Origin of the sequence: Acinetobacter sp. SH024 (assembly GCF_000163635.1) — a bacterium.
GTDB lineage: Bacteria > Pseudomonadota > Gammaproteobacteria > Pseudomonadales > Moraxellaceae > Acinetobacter > Acinetobacter pittii.
The window spans coordinates 1-21660 of sequence record NZ_GG753608.1; the positions used below are offsets into that span (position 1 = coordinate 1).

A 21660-nucleotide genomic window follows, 5' to 3' on the forward strand; every position below is an offset into this window, starting at 1 on the left:
TAGTTAAACGCTTAGCTAAAATGAACAACGAAAAATCAGACCAATCAGCCCATCTGTAAAGATTTGGAAAACGCAACGTATCACACAGTGAATAAAACGAAGCAAGTATCCATACCAGTTGTGCTGGCGACCATAGCAAGAGTGAACCACCTGATCCCTTCCCGAACTCAGAAGTGAAACCTCTTAGCGCTGATGGTAGTGTGGGGTTACCCATGTGAGAGTAAGTCATCGCCAGCTCATTATTCTAAACACCCCCATTCTAATGAATGGGGGTGTTTTTTTATGCGCGGAATTTGTATCCTCAATTCTTTAGATACTGAAATTGATTCAAATTATAAAGAAATAAAGCTACTCTAAAATTATTTACCTAATTAGAAATTTAATATGCAATGGATCGTAATTAAAACTTTCTCATTTCCTTATGAGGCACAAATTGCAAAGACTCAACTAGAAGCATTTGGAATTCCTGTTTATATTGAAAATGAGCATACAATTAATATGGATTGGTTTTATTCTAATGCTTTAGGTGGGGTTCGTTTATTAGTTCCAGAAAACTATGTTGATGAAGCGAAGTCATTTCTTGAAAAAGACTTTAGTGATGAGCTTGAACAAAAGTTTGGGGAGAGTAAAGAATGTTGCCCTGAGTGTGGAAGCTTGGATATAGAAGTTAATAATAAAGGAAAAAAATCTGCCTTTTTAGCGTTTATGTTTTTGGGCCTACCTTTATTTTCTTTTAGAAATGGTAATAGATGTAAGCGTTGTGGACACTTTTGGAATTAAATATATAGTAAACGATTATTGATTATCTTAATTATGGAACCTAATGTAGAGGTATTGGATTTAGTTCTATCTCTGCAATTAGTGTACTAGGCGGAGAAGCCATTGATATTAAATAAAATAAATTATTTTGATGGCCGTTCAATTTAATAAATATAAGGACTTATTTAATGGTAAATAAAAAACAGCTAACTCAAAAGCAAATAGAGTTACTCCTTGAATTATTAAAGAATAGATTTGAAAAAAATACACATCGTCATACAGAAATAGAGTGGTCGGATGTGCAAAATAAACTAATTAAGGTTCCTGATAAACTTTGGTCATTGCTGGAAATGGAAAATACAGGAGGGGAGCCTGATGTTATTGCTTATGATCAGCAGAAAGACGAATATTTATTTGTAGATTGCTCTCTTGAGACACCTAAAGGTCGTAGAAGCCTTTGCTATGATCGTGAGGCTCTAGAATCTAGAAAAGATCATCCTCCTAAAAATAGCGCAATAGATATAGCTAAGGAAATGGGTGTTGAACTTTTAACAGAAAAGCAATATTACCAATTACAAGAAATTGAAGAGTTTGACCTTAAAACATCAAGTTGGCTCAAAACCCCAAATGAGATTCGTAAACTAGATGGAGCACTTTTTGCTGATCGTCGATATGGTCGTGTCTTTATTTATCATAATGGAGCGCAGTCTTATTATGCTGCTCGTGGTTTTCGTTGTTGCTTAAAAGTATAGGCATTGCATTGTATTTCAATAAACAGAAGAAGCTTTGATGTTTTATGCCAAGAAAATGGAGATTCTTGCAACTTTTGATTGATGGCAAACATGACAAGATATGTTCTGGAATTAAATAAAAACATCAGGACATCTGTAGAAATGCAACCAAACCCAATTTACTATAATGAACAACATATTGCTTTTGCTGATAATGTTCGTCGATTTGTACAAAAAGAAATAGCTCCTTTCGTTAATGAATGGGATGAGGCTGAGACATTCCCCAGAGAGCTATATAAGAAGGCTGCTGAAATTGGTCTATTAGGTTTAGGTTTTTCTGAGGAATATGGCGGTATTCCTGATGCAGATCCATTTTATTCATTACTGGCTGGTGTAGAAATGGCAAAAGCTGGTTCAGGTGGGGTGCATATTTCACTTATGGTCCATACCATTGGAGCGCCACCGGTTCAGCATTTTGGAAGTGAAGAACTAAAGTCAAGAGTTTTACCAGAGATTATTTCTGGTGAAAAGATTTCAGCATTGGCGATTACAGAACCGGGCGGTGGTTCTGATGTGGCTACATTACAAACTAAAGCTGTTCGTGATGGTAATTACTACATTGTCTCGGGTGAGAAGACATTTATCACGTCAGGGATTCGTGCAGATTACTATACAGTTGCGGTGCGTACAGACCCAACTAAAACAGGTGCAGAAGGCATTTCAATGTTGCTCGTTGATGCTCACAGTGAAGGAATTACTAAAACACCTTTGAAAAAAATGGGATGGTGGGCTTCAGATACGGCACATTTGCATTTTGATCAAGTACGAGTACCTGCATCAAATCTGCTCGGTAAAGAAAACGCTGGTTTTAAAGTTATTATGAATAACTTTAATATGGAGCGGTTCTTCTTGGGGGTAGTGGCGTATGGCTATGCATTAGTCTGTTATGAAGAAGCTTTAGACTGGGCGCAACAAAGGAAAACTTTTGGTAAGAGATTAATTGATCATCAGGTGGTTCGTCATAAATTAGTAGATATGGCGACACAATTGACCTCAACACGAGCCTTGCTTGAAGAAACTGCATGGAAAATGACTCAGCCGAAGTTACAAGGACCTGAGTTGGTGGCACAAATTTCAATGCTCAAAAATGTTGCGACTCGCACTATGCAATTTTGTGCTGATGCGGCTGTACAAACGTTGGGAGGTATGGGCTTTATGCGTGGAACTAAATCTGAACGTATTTACCGTGAAGTAAAGGTCAATATGATTGGCGGTGGTGCTGAAGAAATTATGAAAGATTTGATTAGTAAGCAGCTTGGTTATTGATTCTGCAAAGGTGGTCATTGAGCCACCTTTTTTATTTCAAAGCCATCTCCCAGACCATTTCAGTTAACTCATCAATTTTGACTTTACCTTCAGATTTATACCAAGTGACAGTCCATGAAATCGCACCACCAACTAATCTTCGCCAAATAAAGGCATCATGTTTTATTTGGCCCTGAGTACGTAACTTTTCAATGACATCTAACCAGATTTGTTCATATTCATTACGCATTTCTAAAAGATAATTTTGTTTTTCTTTTGACAGCGCAAACCACTCATAAACTAAAACAGCCATGGCTGCACCAGTATCTCCAGTAATTGAAATGAGTTCTGCTTTAATAAGAGCTCGTAATTGGTGTTCTGGATCGGTAGATTGAGCTGCGGCCTCTTCTAAACGAGCAAGATTGTAAATGATAGTTTGCTCCATTACGTGAGCGAGGATGTCATCTTTACTCTTAAAGTGATGAAATAAGCTACCTGATTGAATTCCAATAAATTGAGCAAGTTCGCGGACAGTGGTTTTATCATAACCTTGTTTGTGAAATAGATAGGCAGCCCCCTGTAATAAACGACCACGTGGACTATCATCAAAGCAAGAAATATTTGGAATCTGTTCAATTGAAGTAGCAATCATACGAAAGCTGGATCCTTTATATAAAAATATTTACGGAAAAAATTTTGCTAAATCTCACCATGTTTTCGGCTAGTTGTCGAGTTTGGCAGTTTTAGTCAATTTCACAATAACATTTTGCTCTTTACAAACCAAGCGCTTGCTTGGTAATGTTGAGTGTAATTTTTAAACAAAATAATGAGAAACAAGATGGCAACTAATCAACAGGATGATGAGCGTGTCGTAAAAATAGGGTGTGCCTCTGGGTTTTGGGGAGATACCAATACTGCCGCTTTTCAGTTGGTGCATTTGACCGATATTAATTATTTGGTTTTTGATTACTTGTCAGAAATCACCATGTCGATTATGGCAAAAGCGAAAATGGTAGAACCGAAACATGGTTATGCTTTGGACTTTGTCAGTCGGGTGATGGCGCCTCTACTTAAAAAAATTGCAGAAAAAAAGATTAAAGTGATTAGTAATGCTGGTGGTGTTAATCCAATGGCGTGTCGAGATGCCTTGCAAAAAATAATTAAAGAATATGGTCTAGACCTGAAAGTTGCCGTGGTTTTAGGTGATGATCTTTTACCGCAACATGAGTACCTCAAACAGCAAAATATTCGGGAAATGTTTAGCGGGGAAGCTTTGCCAGAACAAGTGGCGAGTAGTAATGCTTATTTAGGGGCGGTGGCTATTCGTGATGCTTTGAATTTAGGCGCAGATATTGTGATTACTGGTCGTGTTGTTGACTCTGCTGTGGTACTTGCTCCTTTACTTCATGAATATCAATGGTCTTTAGATGACTATGACAAATTAGCACAAGGTTCCTTGGCAGGTCATGTCATTGAATGTGGAGCTCAATGTACGGGTGGTAACTTTACCGATTGGCGCTTAGTTCAGGGTTTCGACAATATAGGCTTTCCAGTCGTTGAGGTGAGTGAAGATGGCTCATTTGTTGTGACGAAACCACAGGGTACAGGTGGTCTAGTTTCCACCGCCACGGTTGCTGAACAAATTGTTTATGAAATTGGTAATCCCCAAGCATATTTACTACCCGATGTAATTGCGGATTTTAATCAGGTGCATTTAGAACAAGTTGGGGAGCACCGAGTTCGTGTGAAAGGGGCAAAAGGACAAGCACCGACTGCGCAGTATAAAGTCAGTGTGACTTACCCAGATGGATATCGGGTTTTAGTCAGTTTTTTAATTGCAGGTCGCGAAGCTCCACAAAAAGCACAAGTCATTGCTGATGCGATTTTGAATAAATGTGAGCGGGTTTTAGCAATGCGCTCAGTGCCACCTTTTAGTGAAAAATCAGTTGAAATCTTAGGGATTGAAAGTACCTATGGTGGACATGCTCAGGCATTAGATAGTCGTGAAGTTGTGGTCAAAATAGCTGTAAAACATATGTTTAAAGAAGCATGTATGTTCTTTGCATCTGAAATTGCACAGGCTTCAACAGGTATGGCTCCAGCCTTGGCAGGAATTGTTGGAGGCCGCCCCAAAGCATCTCCAGTGATTAAATTATTTTCATTTTTAATCGATAAAAATCAAGTCAATGTCGAAATTGATTTTGAAGGCAAACGTTATCTAGTTGAGGTTCCACAAAGAATTTCTACAGAGCAATTGCCTACTTTAAAGGCAAGTGAAAATGCAATTTATCAAGGAGATGAAATTGAAGTTCCTTTGATTGAAATTGCGCATGCCCGTAGTGGTGATAAAGGCAATCATAGCAACATCGGTGTGATTGCGCGTAAAGCAGACTATTTGCCATGGATCCGTGCAGCACTTACGGAAGAGGCTGTTGCAAGCTATATGCAACATGTCTTGGATGCTGAGAAAGGGCGAGTAATCCGTTATGAGTTACCGGGTTTGAATGCACTGAATTTTATGTTGGAAAATGCCTTGGGTGGCGGTGGTGTTGCAAGCTTACGTATCGATCCACAAGGCAAAGCATTTGCACAGCAATTATTGGATATGCCTGTAAAAGTTCCGGCACATCTTTTAGAAAAATAAAATAAATGGATGAAACAAAGATGAGTTATCAATCAATATTTAGACCAGATGCTTTCGCAAATAAAGTCATTATTGTGACAGGTGGTGGCTCTGGAATAGGGCGTTGTACGGCACATGAGCTTGCGGCCCTCGGCGCTCAAGTCGTGATTACAGGACGCAAAATTGAAAAATTAGAGAAAGTAAGCCAAGAAATTATAGAAGATGGTGGCTTGGCTCATTTCATTGTTTGTGATAACCGTGAAGAAGAACAAGTGAAAAATATGATTGCCGAGGTGATTGAGAAATTCGGCAAACTAGATGGCTTGGTGAACAATGCGGGTGGTCAGTTTCCATCAGCTTTAGAGAATATTTCAGCGAATGGTTTTGACGCAGTTGTGCGTAATAACTTGCATGCAACTTTCTATTTAATGCGTGAAGCTTATAACCAATGGATGGCAAAACATGGTGGCAGTATTGTCAACATGACTGCTGATATGTGGGGTGGGATGCCGGGAATGGGACATTCTGGTGCTGCGCGTTCGGGGGTTGATAACTTAACTAAAACAGCATCGGTTGAGTGGGGGAAATCTGGTGTTCGTGTAAATGCAGTTGCACCGGGTTGGATCGTTTCATCTGGTATGGATAATTATAGCGGTGATTTTGCCAAAGTAATTATTCCAAGTCTTGCTGGTAATGTACCGTTAAAACGTATGGGAACTGAGTCAGAAGTGTCATCGGCGATTTGTTATTTACTGTCTGATGCTGCGGCTTTTGTGTCAGGTGTAACTTTGCGTATTGATGGTGCCGCATCGCAAGGGACACGAATGTATCCACTAGCTGATGCGACAAATAGTCAGTCTTATAATGGCTTCCATCGCGCGTTTATTCCTGAAATTTTTCAGAAAAAGACTGAGGCTGAGGAGGAATAACAGTGACTATTCTCCAATCCGAAATTGCTGTTGGTAGTGAACAGTATCAAAAGAATAAAGAGGCATTGCTTACTCAACTGAGAGAAGTCCGTGCAATTCAGCAAAAAAGCATTGATAAATCATATGCTGCTAAACCGAAATTCGATAAAAAGGGCAAGATTCTGCCGCATGAGCGTGTGCGGTTGTTACTCGATGCTGATTCACCTTTTGTTGAGCTGTGTGGTTTGGTCGGCTACAACATGCATGATGACAAGGATGGCTCCGAAGCTGGTGGTGGTGTAATTGCCGGCATTGGTTTTGTGAGTGGTGTGCGCTGTCTGGTTTCTGCAAGTAATAGCGCGATTAAAGGTGGGACCATGTCTCCTATGGGCGTACAGAAAACTTTGCGTTTGCAAAAAATTGCCTTAGAACAAAAACTCCCACTGATTACGCTGACCGAAAGTGGTGGTGCAAACCTTAATTATGCTGCTGAAGTATTTACTTATGGTGGTATGACATTTGCCAATCAGGCACGTCTTTCTGCGGCAGGTATTCCACAGCTTGCAGTGGTGCATGGTAATGCAACGGCAGGCGGTGCTTATCAGCCCGGTCTTTCAGATTATGTAATTGCTGTACGTAAGCAAACCGAGATGCTTCTTGCAGGTCCCCCTTTACTCTTGGCTGCCACTGGTGAAGTAGCAACAGCTGAAGAGTTGGGCGGGGCAGAAATGCATGCGCAGGTCGCTGGAACAGCAGAATATTTGGCTGAAAATGATGCTGATGGTATTCGACTTGCACGTGAAATTTTTGAACATCTGAACTGGAAAGAGCAAATCAAACCAGTTGATGTAACTTATAAAGAACCTCGTTACGATACCGAGGAATTATTGGGTGTGATTCCAAGTGATCCTAAACAACCATTTGATATGAAAGAAGTGGTTGCCCGCATTATTGACGATTCAGATTTTCTAGAATTTAAACAGGAATATGATGATTTAACGGTGTGTGGCTGGGCGAAGATTGGCGGATTACACATCGGTATTATTACCAATAATGGTCCGATTACACCTCAAGGGGCGGCGAAGGCAGCTCAGTTTATTCACTTATGTGAACAGACTAACCGCCCGTTATTATTCTTACATAACACCACTGGTTTTATGGTGGGAACCGATGCCGAGCAAAATGGCATTATTAAACATGGCTCAAAACTGATTCAAGCGGTTGCCAATTGTACCGTACCTAAAATTTCAATCGTTGTGGCAGGGTCATATGGCGCTGGTAACTACGCAATGTGTGGTCGGAGTTTATCACCAGACTTTATTTTTGCTTGGCCAAATTCGCATGTTGCTGTAATGGGTGCTGCACAAGCTGGAAAAGTACTGCGTATTGTTGCCGAAGGAAAACAAAAAGCTTCCGGACAGGAGCCGAATCCGCAAATGCTCGATTTTCTTGAGCAAAGTACAGCGATGAAATTGGAACAGCAATCTACCGCACTTTTTAATACGGCCATGTTACATGATGATGGCATTATCGATCCGCGAGATACCCGAAAATTATTAATTTTCCTTTTACAGACCATTTATGAAGCACAGCAACGAGAGCTAAATCCAACTCGTTTTGGTGTGTCCCGTTTTTAATCAACCTTTACCGCAATTAAAAAAATTAATAGGAATAACACAATGAAATTTACTAATGAACATGAAGCACTGCGCCGTACAACTCGTCAATTTGTTCAAAATGAGCTGAATCCACATATTCCAGAATGGGAGGCCGCGGGACGTTTCCCAATCCATGAAGTATTTAAGAAGATGGGGGATCTTGGTTTATTAGGAATTTGCAAGCCAGAAGAAAATGGCGGTTTAGCGTTAGATTATTCGTATAACCTCGTGGTTGCAGAAGAAATTGGCTATGCGGCTTGTGGCGGGGTGCCTTTAGCTATTGGTGTACAAACTGATATGGCAACACCTGCTTTGGCACGTTTTGGAAGTAAAGAGTTACGTGATGAGTTTTTAACACCAGCGATTGCTGGGGAATATGTCGCATCGATTGCGGTATCAGAAGTACATGCTGGTTCGGATGTTGCTGCTATTAAAACAACTGCAAAAAAAGATGGCGATGACTATGTCATTAACGGCAGCAAAATGTGGATTACCAACTCATTGCAGGCCGACTTCTTTTGTCTTTTAGCCAACACGTCTGATGATAAACCTCACGTTAATAAGTCAATGATTATTGTGCCAGCAAAAACTAAAGGGATTAGTTTTTCAGAACCATTAAATAAATTAGGGATGCGTTCAACAACCACAGCACAAGTTTATTTAGACAATGTACGTGTACCACAGCGTAACTTGGTGGGTGTTGAAGGTATGGGCTTTATGATGCAAATGATGCAATTTCAGGAAGAGCGCTTATGGGCATGTGCTAATGCGATTGGCGGCTTGCAGCATTGTATTCAGCAAACGATTAATTACACCAAAGAGCGTACCACTTTTGATCAGCCTCTCATTAATAACCAATATATCCATTTCCGCTTTGCTGAACTTATGACCGAAGTGGAAGCACTCAAAGCATTAACTTATCAAGCATGCGAACAGCATATTGCGGGCGAGGATGTCACGATGTTGGCGTCTATGGCAAAGCTCAAAGCTGGACGTTTAACTCGTGAAGTTGCTGATAGTTGTGTGCAATACTGGGGCGGCAATGGCTTCATGTGGGATAACCCAGCGTCGCAGCTGTATCGTGATGGCCGCCTAGGGTCTATTGGGGGTGGGGCAGATGAGATTATGCTAGGGATTATCTGTAAGTTGATGGATATTCTGCCTAAAAAGCACAAATAAATATAAGGAATACACCATGACACTTTCAGCATCTCTACAAGTTTTAGATATAGATGACAGTATTCAATTGGAACAGGACGGCGGTATTTTATACCTTTGGTTAAATCGACCAGAGAGCCGTAATGCCATGAACTTGAATATGGTCAATGCAATTCAGCAAGTTTTTGCTGCCATTCGCGATGACCTTTCAATTCGCGCGGTAATTATCCGTGGGGAAGGTGGAACTTTTTGTGCGGGTGGTGACATTAAAGACATGGCAACTTTACGTGTTGAGGCAGCTAATGTTGGCAGTCTACAACCTTATGTGGACTTTAACCGCCGTTTTGGTGCCTTGCTTGAGCAAGTTGAAGCCGCACCGCAAACGGTTGTGGTGATTTTAGAAGGCGCAGTGTTAGGTGGTGGTTTTGGTCTGGCATGTGTTTCCGATGTTGCCATTAGCCGTGACAATGCTCAGTTTGGTTTACCTGAAACTGGACTTGGTTTGATTCCTGCGCAAATTGCTCCTTTTGTGGTGAAACGTATTGGTCTAACTCAAGCTCGTCGATTAGCTTTATTAGGTATGCGCTTTGAAGGGCATACGGCACTGAATGTCGGTGTGATTCATCAAATTGCACATAATGAAATTGAACTTGAGCAAGCTTTACAAGAAACAATTCAGCAAATTAAACGAGCAGCTCCTCAAGCTTCGCGTGCGACTAAAGCACTGTTACATCGAACGCTTAATGAACCTTTAAATGAATTGCTTAATGATGCTGCACAGCAGTTTGCTCAAGCGGTTGGTGGTGCCGAAGGACAAGAAGGTACGATGGCTTTTATCCAGAAACGGTTGCCGAATTGGACCGATGAATCATAAGCGATAGGAATAAAAATAATGAAATTTTCAAAAGTACTGATTGCCAATCGTGGTGAAATTGCAGTTCGAGTCATGCAAACTGCTAAGGCAATGGGCTATCAAACTGTCGCAGTTTATTCCGATGCAGACTGTCATGCTCGCCATGTGCAAGAGGCCGATGAAGCTGTCTATATTGGTGCTTCAAAAGTATCTGAGTCATATCTTTCAATTACCAAGATAATAGATGTATGCAAAAAGACAGGTGCTGATGCAGTTCACCCTGGCTATGGTTTTTTGTCAGAAAATACTGATTTTGCTCAGGCATGTATCGACAACCAGATTACATTTATTGGGCCTACCGCTTCTGCAATTGAGTTAATGGGCAGTAAACGCCTTTCAAAAATCGCCATGATTGAGGCGGGCGTTCCTTGTGTGCCGGGGTATGAAGGTGACCGACAAGACCTTGAATATTTAGCAACTCAAGCTGAGCAGATTGGCTTTCCAATTATGGTCAAAGCTTCTGCGGGTGGTGGCGGTCGTGGCATGCGTTTGGTACAGCAAGCATCCGAGTTGTTTGAGGCATTACAAACCGCACGTTCAGAAGCTGAAAATGCTTTTGGTTCGGGGGAGTTGATTTTAGAAAAAGCAGTCATTGCTCCACGCCATGTCGAAATTCAGGTTTTTGGTGATACGCATGGTAATTATGTGTATTTGTTTGAGCGCGATTGTTCAATCCAGCGCCGTCATCAGAAGGTTGTTGAAGAAGCTCCATGTCCGGTCATGACTCCCGTACTGCGTCAGCAAATGGGTGAGGCTGCGGTTGATACCGCTAAAGCATGTGCTTATGTCGGTGCGGGAACGGTTGAATTTTTACTTGATGCATCGGGTGCATTTTACTTTTTGGAAATGAATACCCGCTTACAGGTAGAACATCCTGTGACTGAGCTTATTACAGGATTGGACTTGGTTGAATGGCAGTTGCGTATTGCCAATGGTGAGCACTTACCACTGCAACAACATGAATTGACTTTAAACGGACATGCTATTGAAGTACGTTTGTATGCAGAAGATCCACGGCAAGATTTCTTACCCCAAACAGGACAAGTTCTGCGTTGGCAGCCAGCAACTTTGCCAAATGTACGGATTGATCATGGCATGTTGGCAACTGATGAGGTTAGCCCATTTTATGACCCGATGGTGGCGAAGGTGATTGCATATGGGAAAACCCGTGAGGATGCGATTCGCTTACTCGCTCGTGCAGTTGATGACTGTGTGTTGCTAGGTGTAAATAGTAATAAGCAGTTTTTGGTCAATTTACTGCGTCATCCAATCGTGGTTGCAGGGGATACTAATACTGCATTCATTCAACAGCATTTTCAAAACGACAGCAGTCTGCATAAGCAGGTTCTATCTTTAGAAACCTTAGCTATTGCTGCGGCATTATTTAGCCAAAGAAAAGGAACTGTGGCATGGCAAACGGGTCTTGGCGTGTCGTTACCATTAAAACTTAAATATGATGATCAGCAAATTCAATTACAGCTTTCATCTGTAAATAACACGTTTACGGTAGAGCTCTGTGATCAATCAGTTTGTATTGAAGTGCTTGAGAGAATGCCAGAGCAATTAGTTTATTTAATTGATGGTGTACGTCGCCGTGTGCAATATGTATTAAATGATGATCAGCTTTATTTAGATCAAAATAATGGCAATGTCGCAATTCGCAATGTAACTTATGCTGCACCAGAAGCTGCCGATGTTGCCGGAGATGGTAAAATTCGTGCACCAATGGATGGTACTGTGGTGAATATTCTGGTCAATAAAGGTGATCAAGTCATAAAAGGCCAAACTTTATTAGTGCTTGAAGCCATGAAAATCCAACAGCAGATTAAATCGGATGTTGATGGAATAGTTGATGATGTTTTAGGTCAGCAAGGGCAGCAAGTAAAAAAACGGCAGATGTTATTTACTATTCAAATCTAGTAAAAAATACCGCTCTATATGAGCGGTATTTTACTTTAAATGAGGAGTCCTGATTTATTCTCCATCGGCCTCTGCAATTGTCTGACTTGCTTTTTTTAGGCTATATAGTAGTTGACCTAAAAGGACTTCTTTATTACTTAGCGTAACCATGACCATTGGGTGATGAACAGCAGGAATAGCAGTTAAAATGGCCTTGCCATTATCTGCATCTAAAGTAATGTTGTTACAGCCCGTCAGTTGAATCTCTTTTAAAAATGCAGTGACCATTGCCAAAATTGAGCTACTTACGGCTGCTAACTTAGTAGTGTTATGGTGGTTCTTGTGGCTCACTGTTGCTAATTCAAAACCATCAGAAGAGCAAATCATGACAAAATCTACACCACGCGTATTCATCAAAATATTATGAGCTTCGGCTTTTGCAAGTTGTAGTAACTGTGTTGGAGCGGTTCGTTTTTGAGTTGGGATACTAAGCATGATCATTCTCTTGAGATGTTGAGCCTACCTTGACTTCAAGTGATGCAATTAATGATTCAACCATCATTAAAATTTGTTCTTGCTCACGTGCATCAATAAAAAAAAGAGGGTATGGTAGTGCATTTGCTTTTATCCAATGACGATATTGTTGAAGTGATGACTCTTTATTTTCGTCAACATGAGTAATACCAATCGCAATATTGTCGTTATAATTTTTAAAGGTTTCTAAATAGCTTTCTAACTCGGCAATTGGATTAGAGCTATTATGATCTAATAATAAAATAACACCGATTGCACCTTCACAAATGACCGACCATATAAAATCAAAACGGCTTTGTCCTGGGGTTCCATAGAGTCCGATTTTGATTCCATCATCTAAAGTAATTTCACCATAATCAATCCCTACAGTGGTCTGGGTTTTCTGATGGCTTTGAACATCTGTATTGAATGCTTCTGTTTCTAGAATTGGAATTTCAGATAGTGATTTAATCGCTTCTGTTTTTCCTGCCCCCATGCTACCTGCAAAGACAATTTTATATTGCTGTATAATCATAACTTCCCTTAAAGACCAAATCGCCGTCTAATTTTCCCTATAAAATTTTTAAAAAAATGATTCTCTGTATTTGAATTCTTTAAGTACGAATTTGGTGTGTAAGTGCATTTGCTTGCAGAAACAAATTTTCCATTATTTGCCATTAAGCAAGCTGTAACGAAGCGTAAGACATCATCAATTGATAAGTTAAGCTGGTTAGCCACATCAGTAATTTTTGCTCCCTGTATAAAGCATGCAGAGAGTTGTAGGCTCACTTTTCTATATTCTTTTTGATAGGGCTGTGGCCAATGATCAATTTTAAAATAGCTATCCTTCGAGGCTAGATTTTCAAAATTGTTTGAATTCCAAATCAGATTCCATAACCAGTCCTGTAAATAATAATCTTTTTTACGCGAAACCTTAGTGAAGTCTGAAGTATTAGCAAAAGTAAAATCAAAGCTTTGATTGGTTTGCGTATGTTGGCGTGATGGCTCTAACCAAGCAATTTGAGTTCTATTATCAATAACGGCTAGAGTACCTTTATCATCAAAAATATGTAGTCTGGCATTTTCCGGACTGTGTAAATTCCTTATAAACTTATCATCAATCAACAGTGGCTCATTTGATAAATCTGAAACTACAGCAGTATTTTTTTTGTTCAAATACGATAATAAGTTTATTTCTATCCAGTTAAGTAGAGATTCTACTTTTTCTAGTGGCAGATGCAGGGTGTGTTCATCAACTTGATATCCATTTTTTGAGGGAGTTTTACTAATTTTTAAATAAGGACATTTTTTCTTTTGAACAATATTTTGAATATTATCTGAATCAAAAAAGTTTTCGTTAATTAATAATAGATCGATATGAATATTAGAAATATTAACCCAATTAATATCATACTGATTAGATATTAAATTTCTGATTAAAGTTTTTAATTCATCCGAAACTTTTAAGCTTAAACCAGAGGTTGCAATATTTATGCAATGCCTATCCATAGTATCACATTAAATTTTATTGAATAAGAGAGGGGTTTTAATGTGCTCTTTATAATAGGTATAAAAAGCACATTTCAGATTAATTAGCTAAAGTCTAACTCTTTTTCAAATGACTTTAACTCGTGGCGAGCCATTGCTAAATTTGACTTACTCCGGTCAAGGACTAAGTAAAGGAATAAATTATTATTACTTTCTAGAGGTCTAATTAAATGGTAAGCCTTACCTAATGTAATTAAAATGTCTTCAATATTGTCATTTAATTTCAAAGCATTGGCGATGTTTCGTTTTGCGCGGATTACTTCTGTATTGCCGGCAGCTGCCAATTCTAAATCAATTTCCCCACCACCTTGAGTTGCAAGTGATAAACCACTTTCTGAATCAACAAGTGCAGATGCAATAAAACCATCAATTTCAGTTAAGCTATCTAAAGAAAGTTTAGCCATGTTTTTATCTCTCAGGATTCTAAAATTATATTTACTACTTTTTCCTAAAAGTAGTTGAAATTCATTATATTTCTGCTCAATTTGAAGTCAATAAATCAAAGAAAAAGAGAAATTGTTGTTTTGGGAAATAAGTGACAGAAAATGTCAGATTATAAAAAATATTATAAGATTATTTTTACATTATACTTTTAATATTGTGCTGAGTTTTACATTATATATTTTAAAATCTGAATAAAACAATTGTAATAGAATGTTAATAAAATATTGGAAAATAAAATATTCTAATTTTAATCATAAAAAGGGGAATAATGAATTCCCCTTTTTTTATATAAAAATTAAATTAAACGAGCTGTGTATAAATACAGTAGAGATAGCCCAAAATTGCTAAAGCAACTACAGGGGCAACAATCTTTGACCATGTAGGTACAGAAATTTCGGCGGCTTGTTCTTCAATATGCACGTCATCATGATGAGGTTGGGCTTGGTGAACCATTTGGTTGAACTCCTTCATTGTTGTATCCAATGATAGCTCTTCTTGTTCCACAGGTTTAGAACCAATTAATTCATTTAGGTGGTTTGTTGACCAAACCCAATCTTCAGCTTGACCTGATAAGTGTTCAATCTGACCTAAAATTAACTCTTTTAAGCCATTATGTCCAAAACCACCTGTTTCATCGAGCTGATTAAGTTCTGCTAACTGCAAAGTTAAAATTTCAGAAATACTCTGTTCTAGTTCTGAATTTTTTAAAGTCGACTGATTATGTTTAGAAGTCGTTAAATGACGAGCAACTTCTTGAATATAAAGTGGATCTGAGGTTTTGATTTCTTGATAAATCTTATTATCATTCTGACGCCATAAACTAATCAGTTTTCCAAGCGTAAGAATATTCACCTCATCAATCAGTTTATTTTTTTCATTAACTGGATATTGATTTAAAAGCTGAGGCTTTTGAATTTTTATCTGCTCAGCAAAGTATTGGACTAAATCAAATGCCATGCTTTCTTCCTCTAAATTTAATCTAAAATTCTTAACGATGGTTTTTTCTTAGTCGATGTTGTTTCAGTTGCTTCTTGTACTTCTGACTCTACTGTATTTTCTACAGGTGTTACATTGGCATATTCTTCAGGATCAAAGAATAAACCTTGTCCATTTTCTCGTGCGTAAATCCCTAAAACAGCTTGAATAGGGACATAAATGTCTTTTGATGCTCCGCCAAAACGAGCTGAAAAAGTAATAGCTTCATTGGTAATAAGCAATTGATGAACTGCATGGGGCACAATATTTAGAACAATTTGCCCATCTTTAACAAATTGTTGCGGAACGTCGGTATACGGTTGTGTCGCATCAACTAATAGATAAGGAGTAAGCTGGTTATCACAAATCCATTCATAGATTGCACGAGCAAGATAAGGACGTGTAGGGGTTAAATCAATAGTTTGCTCAGACATATCACGCTATTCCATATTTAATAGTTCATTGTAACGGTTTTTCTCTTGAGGCGTCATTGATTTAGCAAAAGAAGGCCGTTCAAAGATACGTTTACAGTACAAAAATATAGGTCGACAGTGCTGTTTTGGTAAATCAATTCCCATGCTATTTAATCTTAAAAAGATAGGGGCAAGCATGCAGTCTAAGATTGTAAAATTCTCAGACATGAAATACGGAAAATGCTGAAATAGGGGAGTAAGTGAAATTAATGTTTCACGTAGTTCTTTTTGAGCTTTTTGCTTTTGTTCGACATTTAGAGAGTCCGCATGTTTTAACATGTGATCTGCTAACTTAAACCAGTCGTTTTCAAGTCTCCAGATATACTGACGCTGTTCCGCACGCATCATAGGTGCATCTGCATAAAGCTTACTTTGACGATAACGATCATCTAAATATTCAGCGATGATAGGTGCTGAAAATAATTTAAGATTTTGTTCGACCAACATCGGTAATTGGTTGTAAGGATTTAAGCTGGCTAAATCTTCGTCTTCATGGTCAGTTATGATTAATTGATATTTGATTTGTTTCTCTGCTAATAAGAAACGAATCCAGTGAGAACGGAAATCATCAGCATGACTGTAAAGGGTAATCCCCTGAATAGAGGTGTTTTCGACCGACATATCACAAGACGACGTGGTTGAGTGAATCGATTAGGATACTAAAAATGCTGTAGGAAATCACGGTTCTAAAGAGATAGTTTGTTTATATTTATAAGTTTGCATTTTGTGGCTCTATTTTCATAATAAAAAAGCCTTGGAAAAATCCAAGGCTTTTTGTCCAACTCGATAAACGAATTAACGTTTAGAGAATTGAGGACGCTTACGAGCTTTACGTAAACCAAGTTTCTTACGTTCAACTTCACGAGCATCACGAGTAACGAAACCAGCTTGACGTAGAACAGGTTTTAAAGTTTCGTCAGCAGCGATAAGCGCACGAGTAATACCGTGACGGATCGCGCCAGCTTGACCACCGATACCACCACCTTTAACAGTGATGTAAAGGTCAAACTTTTCAGTAACTTCTAAAAGTTCTAAAGGTTGACGAACAACCATACGAGCAGTTTCACGACCGAAATATTGCTCTAAAGTACGGTTGTTAATAACGAGTTTACCTGTACCAGCTGACAAGAAAACACGTGCAGTTGCGGTCTTACGGCGACCTGTACCATAATTAGTAGCCATGTGCTGTATCCCTTAGATGTCCAAAACTTGTGGCTGTTGAGCAGCATGCGGATGCTCAGTACCAGCGTACACTTTCATTTTTTTGATCATTGCATAACCAAGAGGACCTTTTGGTAACATGCCTTTAACCGCTTTTTCAAGAACAGCTTCAGGTTTGTGAGCAATTAACTTCTCAAAGTTAGTCTCACGGATACCACCAGGGAAACCAGTATGGCGATAATATTTCTTATCAAGTGATTTTTTACCAGTCACTTGAACTTGTTCAGCATTAATCACAACGATGTAATCGCCAGTGTCAACGTGAGGAGTATAAGAAGTTTTGTGCTTACCGCGTAAACGACGAGCGATTTCAGTCGCAAGGCGACCTAAAGTTTTGCCAGAAGCATCAACAACATACCAGTCATGTTGAACTTCAGCTGGCTTAGCGCTGAGAGTTTTCATTAAACCACTACCTATTATAGTTGGTTTGGACTATGGAATCTGTCCAAACAAAAGGAGCGAGCATTCTAAACGAGTTTGTCCAAACTCACAAGAAAAATCCAGTTTAAGCCATATAATTTAATCCATAAACTGATGAATGTCAGATATGTTAAAATCAAAAAAATTCTTGTTATGTGTCTGGAGTGATTGTGCTGCCATTATATGTCACTTCCGGTGAGCCGGCTGGTATTGGTCCAGATATCTGTTTGAGCTTGGCTAAGCGGGTTGATGAACGCCCTGTTGTTATCTTGGGTGACCGAGACTTATTAGAGCAACGTGCCCAAAAACTTGGGATCGATATTCAATTTATAGAATATACCGGACAGCCTGAGTCATCATCTCTGAATGAACTCTATATAGAACATGTGCCTTTAGAAGCAACTGTCATTGATGGTCAATTAAACCCAGCTAATGCAGCCTACGTATTAGAACAACTGCGTCGTTCAGCAGATTATGCAATGTCTGGTAAAAGTGTGGGAGTAGCCACGGCACCCGTGCAAAAATCGGTTATTAATGATGCTGGAATTTTGTTTAGTGGTCACACTGAATACTATCAAGAGTTTGCAGGTGTAGAGCGTGTCGTAATGATGCTTGCAACCAAAACCTTGCGTGTCGCCTTAGCAACTACACATTTACCCTTAAGAGATGTAGCGGATGCAATTACCAAAGAGCGATTGCATCAGGTCATTGATATTTTACTGCATGACTTAAAAACTAAATTTAAGATTACAGACCCACGTGTACTAGTGTGTGGCTTAAATCCTCATGCAGGTGAAGATGGTTATTTGGGGCGTGAAGAGATTGAGACCATTAATCCGGTACTCGAAAGTTATCAGGCGCAAGGGATTAAAATGAGTTTAAGCTTGCCTGCAGATACCTTATTTACTCCAGAACATCTTAAAAATGCAGACGCTGTACTTGCCATGTACCATGATCAAGGTTTACCTGTGTTAAAATCACAAGGGTTTGGTGAAGCCATCAATATTACATTGGGTTTGCCTTTCATTCGAACTTCGGTTGACCATGGCACTGCGTTGTCTTTAGCTGGGACTGGTTTGGCAAAAAGCTCAAGTTTAAATGTCGCTGTTGATTTAGCTTTATCTTTAGCAGCGAGCTAAATTTTTCATGTTGGAAATGTTCTATGTATCAAATTAATGCCCTAAACCCGAAAGATGAAGGGCATAAAGCTCGTAAACGTTTTGGTCAAAACTTCTTACATGATCAACGAGTCATTGCCAAAATTGTGCGCTCTGTAAGTCCGCGTACAGGCGACAATATTGTTGAGATTGGACCTGGTTTAGCTGCCTTAACCTCTCCTTTAATTGGGGAGTGTGATGCATTAACAGTAGTGGAACTAGATCGTGACTTAGCTGCTGGGCTACCAGAACGTGTTCCACATCCTGAACGTTTGACGATTATAGAAGCTGACGCATTAAAATATGACTTTAGCGAACTGGTAAAAGATGGCCGACCATTACGTGTAGTCGGTAACTTACCTTATAACATTTCCACCCCATTACTTTTTCATCTCTTGGAATTTGGCAGCAAAGTTAAAGATATGCACTTTATGCTGCAAAAAGAAGTGGTTGACCGTATTACTGCTGAACCGAATACGAAAGAATATGGACGTTTGTCGGTAATGATTCAGTATTACTGTCAACCAACATTTTTATTTGAAGTGCCAGCTGGTGCATTTAACCCACCACCTAAAGTAACGAGCGCTGTTTTCCGCCTTGTTCCTTATGATCAAAAGCCAATTACAGCAAAAGATGAAAAAGCTTTAGCTCGACTGGTTGCCCATGTATTTACTCAGCGCCGCAAAACATTAAGAAACAGTCTTAAAGGTATGATTGCAGAAGATGGCTTTGAAAAAGCTGGTGTTGATCCGATGGCTCGTCCAGAGACCTTAACACTTGCCCAATTTGTTGCTTTGGCCGATCAAATGGTGGCGTAAATGACTAAGCGTTTTAACTATGTTATTGGTGATGTGCAGGGGTGTTTTGAAGCTCTAAAAGCCTTGCTTAAAGAAATACGTTTTGATCCAGATCAAGACTTTTTATGGTTTGCTGGTGATTTAGTCGCACGTGGTGAAAACTCGGTAGGGGCATTACGTTTTATTAAAAAGCTTGCTGAGCGCGGAGCTGCTGCAACTGTACTTGGAAATCATGACCTGACTTTAATTGCGGGTGCGCGTGGTTTAAAAGAGATTAAAGAAAAAGATCGTACCCAAGACGTTATTGATGCTATTGATGGTGATGAGTTAATCGATTGGTTACGTAAACAGCCATTATGTTTATTGCCAAACGAGCATACGATCCTTACTCATGCTGGCATACCTTGTATTTGGGATGCGCAAAAAACTGTAACGTTGGCAAAAGAGGTTGAGGCTGTACTCGCAAACGAAGATTTATCTGTATTGGATGCTTTTTTAGCAGACATGTATGGTTCTAAACCAGATTTGTGGGAAGATAACCTAACTGGTTCTGCGCGTTTACGTTGTATTACCAATTATTTGACTCGCATGCGTTTAACCAATGCCGAAGGGGCTTTAGAGTTTAGTTTTAAAGATTCTTTGGATGCACCAATGCCCGAAGGTTATTTACCTTGGTTTGAATTTCCGAGCAAAGCCGCACAAACTCATCAGATTATTTTTGGTCATTGGGCTGCGCTCGAGGGCCGAACTATTAATGAGCAGATCCAGAATATCGATGGTGGCTATGTTTGGGGCAGAAAATTAATGGCTTATCGTATTGAAGACAAAGAAATTTTTTCTGTTGAAAACCCAGTGCAACTATAAGAAAAGCAATGCTTTGCTATGAACGTAAGATGAAGCTTGTAGCTGAGTTAAAATAAAAAAGCCGCAGAAGCGGCTTTTTTATTGGGAACTATTATTCTACTCGTATCCAGATTTGATTACGCCCTAAAGCTGAAACTCCGAGATAACCGCGCATATGTAAGCGTTTGCCAGTTGAACTAAGTTTTGCTTTAAGCCCGTAAACTTTACCAGTATTCGGATCTAAAATTTTACCGCCAGTATAGTTCAGTCCATCTACCTGTTTTAAACCAGTTGCGATATCCAGACCTAAAATCGGTTTATTGGTATATGGCGCAGGGCAATTATCACAAATTTCTTTAGGCGTATAACCTGGGCGTGGCGTTACTTTGATAATTTTCCCGGCATATGTCCCGTTCGCTTCTTTTCGTATTTCTACCTGTGCTTTGGGAGCACCTGTCTTATCATCAATTGTTTGCCAGAGACCTGTAATATCTGCTGCAAATGTAGCAGTATTAATCCCCAATAAGAGCAGAGCTCCAATAAAAATTTTCCCCATAATTAAAAATCCTTTTAACTTTGAAAGGTCATCTTATTTGGAATTGATAGACCGTTCAATGTTTATTTAATCAACTTCTTAATTATGGTGTTCCAAAAGACAACATTAATGTTGGTAGCCAAATTGCAGTAAATACACCATTCAATGCCATACCAAATGCAGCGTAACGACCTGCAACGGGTCCGCGTTGCCAAGCTTGAGCTGTTCCGATGGCATGTGCAGCTAAACCTAAGGCTAAACCTGATGCTCTCTCATCATGAATATGTTTAAGTAAGAATGGTGAGAATGCAGCGCCAATTACCCCAGACAAAATAACAATAAGGGTCACAAGTGTTTCAGGAGCATGTAATAAAGTTGCGATGTTCAGAGCAATTGGAGTAGTTACTGCACGGGTGGCAAATGCAAGAATTGTAGGTTCGGACATATGTAACAAGTATGCTAGCCCCATAGGTAGGGCAACGGCGCTAATACTTGCAAAAAGTAAAATACCAATGACCGATTTAATTGGAAGATCATCGTAACGCATTGCAGCTAAGGGAATGGCTAAGGCTACAGTGACATAACCTAATAGATGACCAAATAAGTCATTCACATAAAGACGATACTGTTCATATGGCACATGTAGAACTGAAAGTAAGCCAATTACAATGAACATGCCAAAAACTAAAAGTGGAACTTGCGGGAAACGTCGGTTTAAAGGCTTTGCACACAGATAACCAATTAATGTGATCAAAAATCCGTAGAAAATCGTAAACATTT

At 39.3% G+C, this 21660-nt stretch carries 24 protein-coding genes and 1 rRNA gene; 13 read left to right on the forward strand and 12 right to left on the reverse strand.

Translation table 11 applies throughout. The features are described 5' to 3' along the window. Positions 1–122 precede the first annotated feature (122 nt). The 4 genes from rrf (at position 123) to HMPREF0013_RS23835 (ending at position 2816) form a co-directional block, all read left to right on the forward strand. Positions 123–237: ribosomal RNA gene (gene rrf / locus HMPREF0013_RS23820) — 5S ribosomal RNA — on the forward strand. Positions 238–384: 147 nt separating this feature from the next. After that, positions 385–780 carry a DUF2007 domain-containing protein gene (locus HMPREF0013_RS23825; protein WP_002117882.1) on the forward strand — a complete coding sequence of 132 codons (396 nt, stop codon included), beginning with the start codon at positions 385–387 and terminating at the stop codon, positions 778–780. A 167-nt stretch (positions 781–947) separates the two neighbouring features. Beyond that, positions 948–1511 carry a DUF4256 domain-containing protein gene (locus tag HMPREF0013_RS23830; protein ID WP_005804912.1) on the forward strand — a complete coding sequence of 188 codons (564 nt, stop codon included), beginning with the start codon at positions 948–950 and terminating at the stop codon, positions 1509–1511. 141 nt (positions 1512–1652) lie between these two features. Then, positions 1653–2816 (forward strand): acyl-CoA dehydrogenase family protein, encoded by a 1164-nt coding sequence (locus HMPREF0013_RS23835; protein WP_002117885.1) that lies wholly within the window; start codon positions 1653–1655, stop codon positions 2814–2816. 31 nt (positions 2817–2847) lie between these two features. On the opposite strand, the gene HMPREF0013_RS23840 is transcribed toward HMPREF0013_RS23835, so the two are convergent. Next, positions 2848–3447 carry a TetR/AcrR family transcriptional regulator gene (locus tag HMPREF0013_RS23840; RefSeq protein WP_002117855.1) on the reverse strand — a complete coding sequence of 200 codons (600 nt, stop codon included), beginning with the start codon at positions 3445–3447 and terminating at the stop codon, positions 2848–2850. 186 nt (positions 3448–3633) lie between these two features. Here HMPREF0013_RS23840 and HMPREF0013_RS23845 point away from each other — a divergent pair, with 186 nt between their 5' ends. The 6 genes from HMPREF0013_RS23845 to HMPREF0013_RS23870 are packed head-to-tail and all read left to right on the forward strand — an operon-like array spanning position 3634 to position 11975. Then, positions 3634–5439, forward strand: coding sequence for an acyclic terpene utilization AtuA family protein (locus HMPREF0013_RS23845; protein ID WP_025464218.1), 1806 nt, complete (start codon positions 3634–3636; stop codon positions 5437–5439). A gap of 20 nt (positions 5440–5459) precedes the next feature. Then, a complete protein-coding gene (locus HMPREF0013_RS23850; RefSeq protein WP_005804914.1) occupies positions 5460–6347 on the forward strand; it encodes an SDR family oxidoreductase in 888 nt (295 codons plus the stop codon). Positions 6348–6349: 2 nt separating this feature from the next. Then, positions 6350–7963, forward strand: a complete 1614-nt coding sequence (locus tag HMPREF0013_RS23855) for an acyl-CoA carboxylase subunit beta (RefSeq protein WP_002117834.1) — start codon at positions 6350–6352, stop codon at positions 7961–7963. 42 nt (positions 7964–8005) lie between these two features. Continuing rightward, positions 8006–9163 carry an acyl-CoA dehydrogenase family protein gene (locus HMPREF0013_RS23860; RefSeq protein ID WP_005804916.1) on the forward strand — a complete coding sequence of 386 codons (1158 nt, stop codon included), beginning with the start codon at positions 8006–8008 and terminating at the stop codon, positions 9161–9163. A 16-nt stretch (positions 9164–9179) separates the two neighbouring features. Continuing rightward, complete coding sequence (locus HMPREF0013_RS23865; RefSeq protein ID WP_005804917.1) at positions 9180–10016, forward strand: enoyl-CoA hydratase/isomerase family protein; 837 nt, start codon at positions 9180–9182, stop codon at positions 10014–10016. Between the two features lie 18 nt (positions 10017–10034). Next, positions 10035–11975, forward strand: coding sequence for an acetyl/propionyl/methylcrotonyl-CoA carboxylase subunit alpha (locus tag HMPREF0013_RS23870; RefSeq protein ID WP_005804918.1), 1941 nt, complete (start codon positions 10035–10037; stop codon positions 11973–11975). A 54-nt stretch (positions 11976–12029) separates the two neighbouring features. Here the strand turns inward: HMPREF0013_RS23870 and HMPREF0013_RS23875 are convergent, their stop codons facing one another. From HMPREF0013_RS23875 to rplM, 9 genes are all read right to left on the reverse strand, one after another. Further along, the gene (locus HMPREF0013_RS23875; protein ID WP_002117819.1) at positions 12030–12449 is read right to left on the reverse strand and encodes a roadblock/LC7 domain-containing protein; all 420 of its coding nucleotides are present in this window, start codon (positions 12447–12449) and stop codon (positions 12030–12032) included. Then, the gene (locus HMPREF0013_RS23880) at positions 12442–13002 is read right to left on the reverse strand and encodes a GTP-binding protein (protein ID WP_005804919.1); all 561 of its coding nucleotides are present in this window, start codon (positions 13000–13002) and stop codon (positions 12442–12444) included. Before HMPREF0013_RS23880 ends, HMPREF0013_RS23875 begins: the two co-directional genes overlap by 8 nt. Positions 13003–13010: 8 nt before the next feature. Further along, a complete protein-coding gene (locus HMPREF0013_RS23885) occupies positions 13011–13976 on the reverse strand; it encodes a hypothetical protein (protein WP_005804920.1) in 966 nt (321 codons plus the stop codon). 83 nt (positions 13977–14059) lie between these two features. Next, a complete protein-coding gene (locus HMPREF0013_RS23890; RefSeq protein WP_003656109.1) occupies positions 14060–14419 on the reverse strand; it encodes a hypothetical protein in 360 nt (119 codons plus the stop codon). A 340-nt stretch (positions 14420–14759) separates the two neighbouring features. After that, entirely contained in the window at positions 14760–15416 is a 657-nt protein-coding gene (locus HMPREF0013_RS23895) for a hypothetical protein (RefSeq protein WP_005065252.1), read from the reverse strand. 17 nt (positions 15417–15433) lie between these two features. Next, on the reverse strand, positions 15434–15868 hold the full coding sequence (locus HMPREF0013_RS23900; protein WP_005804921.1) for a ClpXP protease specificity-enhancing factor: 435 nt from the start codon (positions 15866–15868) through the stop codon (positions 15434–15436). Between the two features lie 6 nt (positions 15869–15874). Further along, positions 15875–16528, reverse strand: a complete 654-nt coding sequence (locus HMPREF0013_RS23905; RefSeq protein WP_005065247.1) for a glutathione S-transferase N-terminal domain-containing protein — start codon at positions 16526–16528, stop codon at positions 15875–15877. 174 nt (positions 16529–16702) lie between these two features. Further along, complete coding sequence (gene rpsI / locus HMPREF0013_RS23910; protein ID WP_002048725.1) at positions 16703–17089, reverse strand: 30S ribosomal protein S9; 387 nt, start codon at positions 17087–17089, stop codon at positions 16703–16705. Positions 17090–17101: 12 nt separating this feature from the next. Then, the gene (gene rplM, locus HMPREF0013_RS23915; RefSeq protein WP_002117832.1) at positions 17102–17530 is read right to left on the reverse strand and encodes a 50S ribosomal protein L13; all 429 of its coding nucleotides are present in this window, start codon (positions 17528–17530) and stop codon (positions 17102–17104) included. 173 nt (positions 17531–17703) lie between these two features. On the opposite strand from rplM, the gene pdxA reads away from it, so the two are divergent. The 3 genes from pdxA to HMPREF0013_RS23930 are packed head-to-tail and all read left to right on the forward strand — an operon-like array spanning position 17704 to position 20366. Next, positions 17704–18687 carry a 4-hydroxythreonine-4-phosphate dehydrogenase PdxA gene (gene pdxA / locus HMPREF0013_RS23920; RefSeq protein ID WP_005804922.1) on the forward strand — a complete coding sequence of 328 codons (984 nt, stop codon included), beginning with the start codon at positions 17704–17706 and terminating at the stop codon, positions 18685–18687. A 23-nt stretch (positions 18688–18710) separates the two neighbouring features. Continuing rightward, positions 18711–19523, forward strand: a complete 813-nt coding sequence (gene rsmA, locus HMPREF0013_RS23925) for a 16S rRNA (adenine(1518)-N(6)/adenine(1519)-N(6))-dimethyltransferase RsmA (protein ID WP_005065242.1) — start codon at positions 18711–18713, stop codon at positions 19521–19523. Beyond that, complete coding sequence (locus tag HMPREF0013_RS23930; protein WP_005804923.1) at positions 19524–20366, forward strand: symmetrical bis(5'-nucleosyl)-tetraphosphatase; 843 nt, start codon at positions 19524–19526, stop codon at positions 20364–20366. A 91-nt stretch (positions 20367–20457) separates the two neighbouring features. On the opposite strand, the gene HMPREF0013_RS23935 is transcribed toward HMPREF0013_RS23930, so the two are convergent. Together HMPREF0013_RS23935 and HMPREF0013_RS23940 are read right to left on the reverse strand one after the other, a co-directional pair. Next, entirely contained in the window at positions 20458–20901 is a 444-nt protein-coding gene (locus HMPREF0013_RS23935) for a DUF2147 domain-containing protein (RefSeq protein WP_002117847.1), read from the reverse strand. Positions 20902–20983: 82 nt separating this feature from the next. Next, positions 20984–21658 carry an LrgB family protein gene (locus tag HMPREF0013_RS23940; RefSeq protein WP_005804924.1) on the reverse strand — a complete coding sequence of 225 codons (675 nt, stop codon included), beginning with the start codon at positions 21656–21658 and terminating at the stop codon, positions 20984–20986. Between the last annotated feature and the right edge of the window lie 2 nt (positions 21659–21660).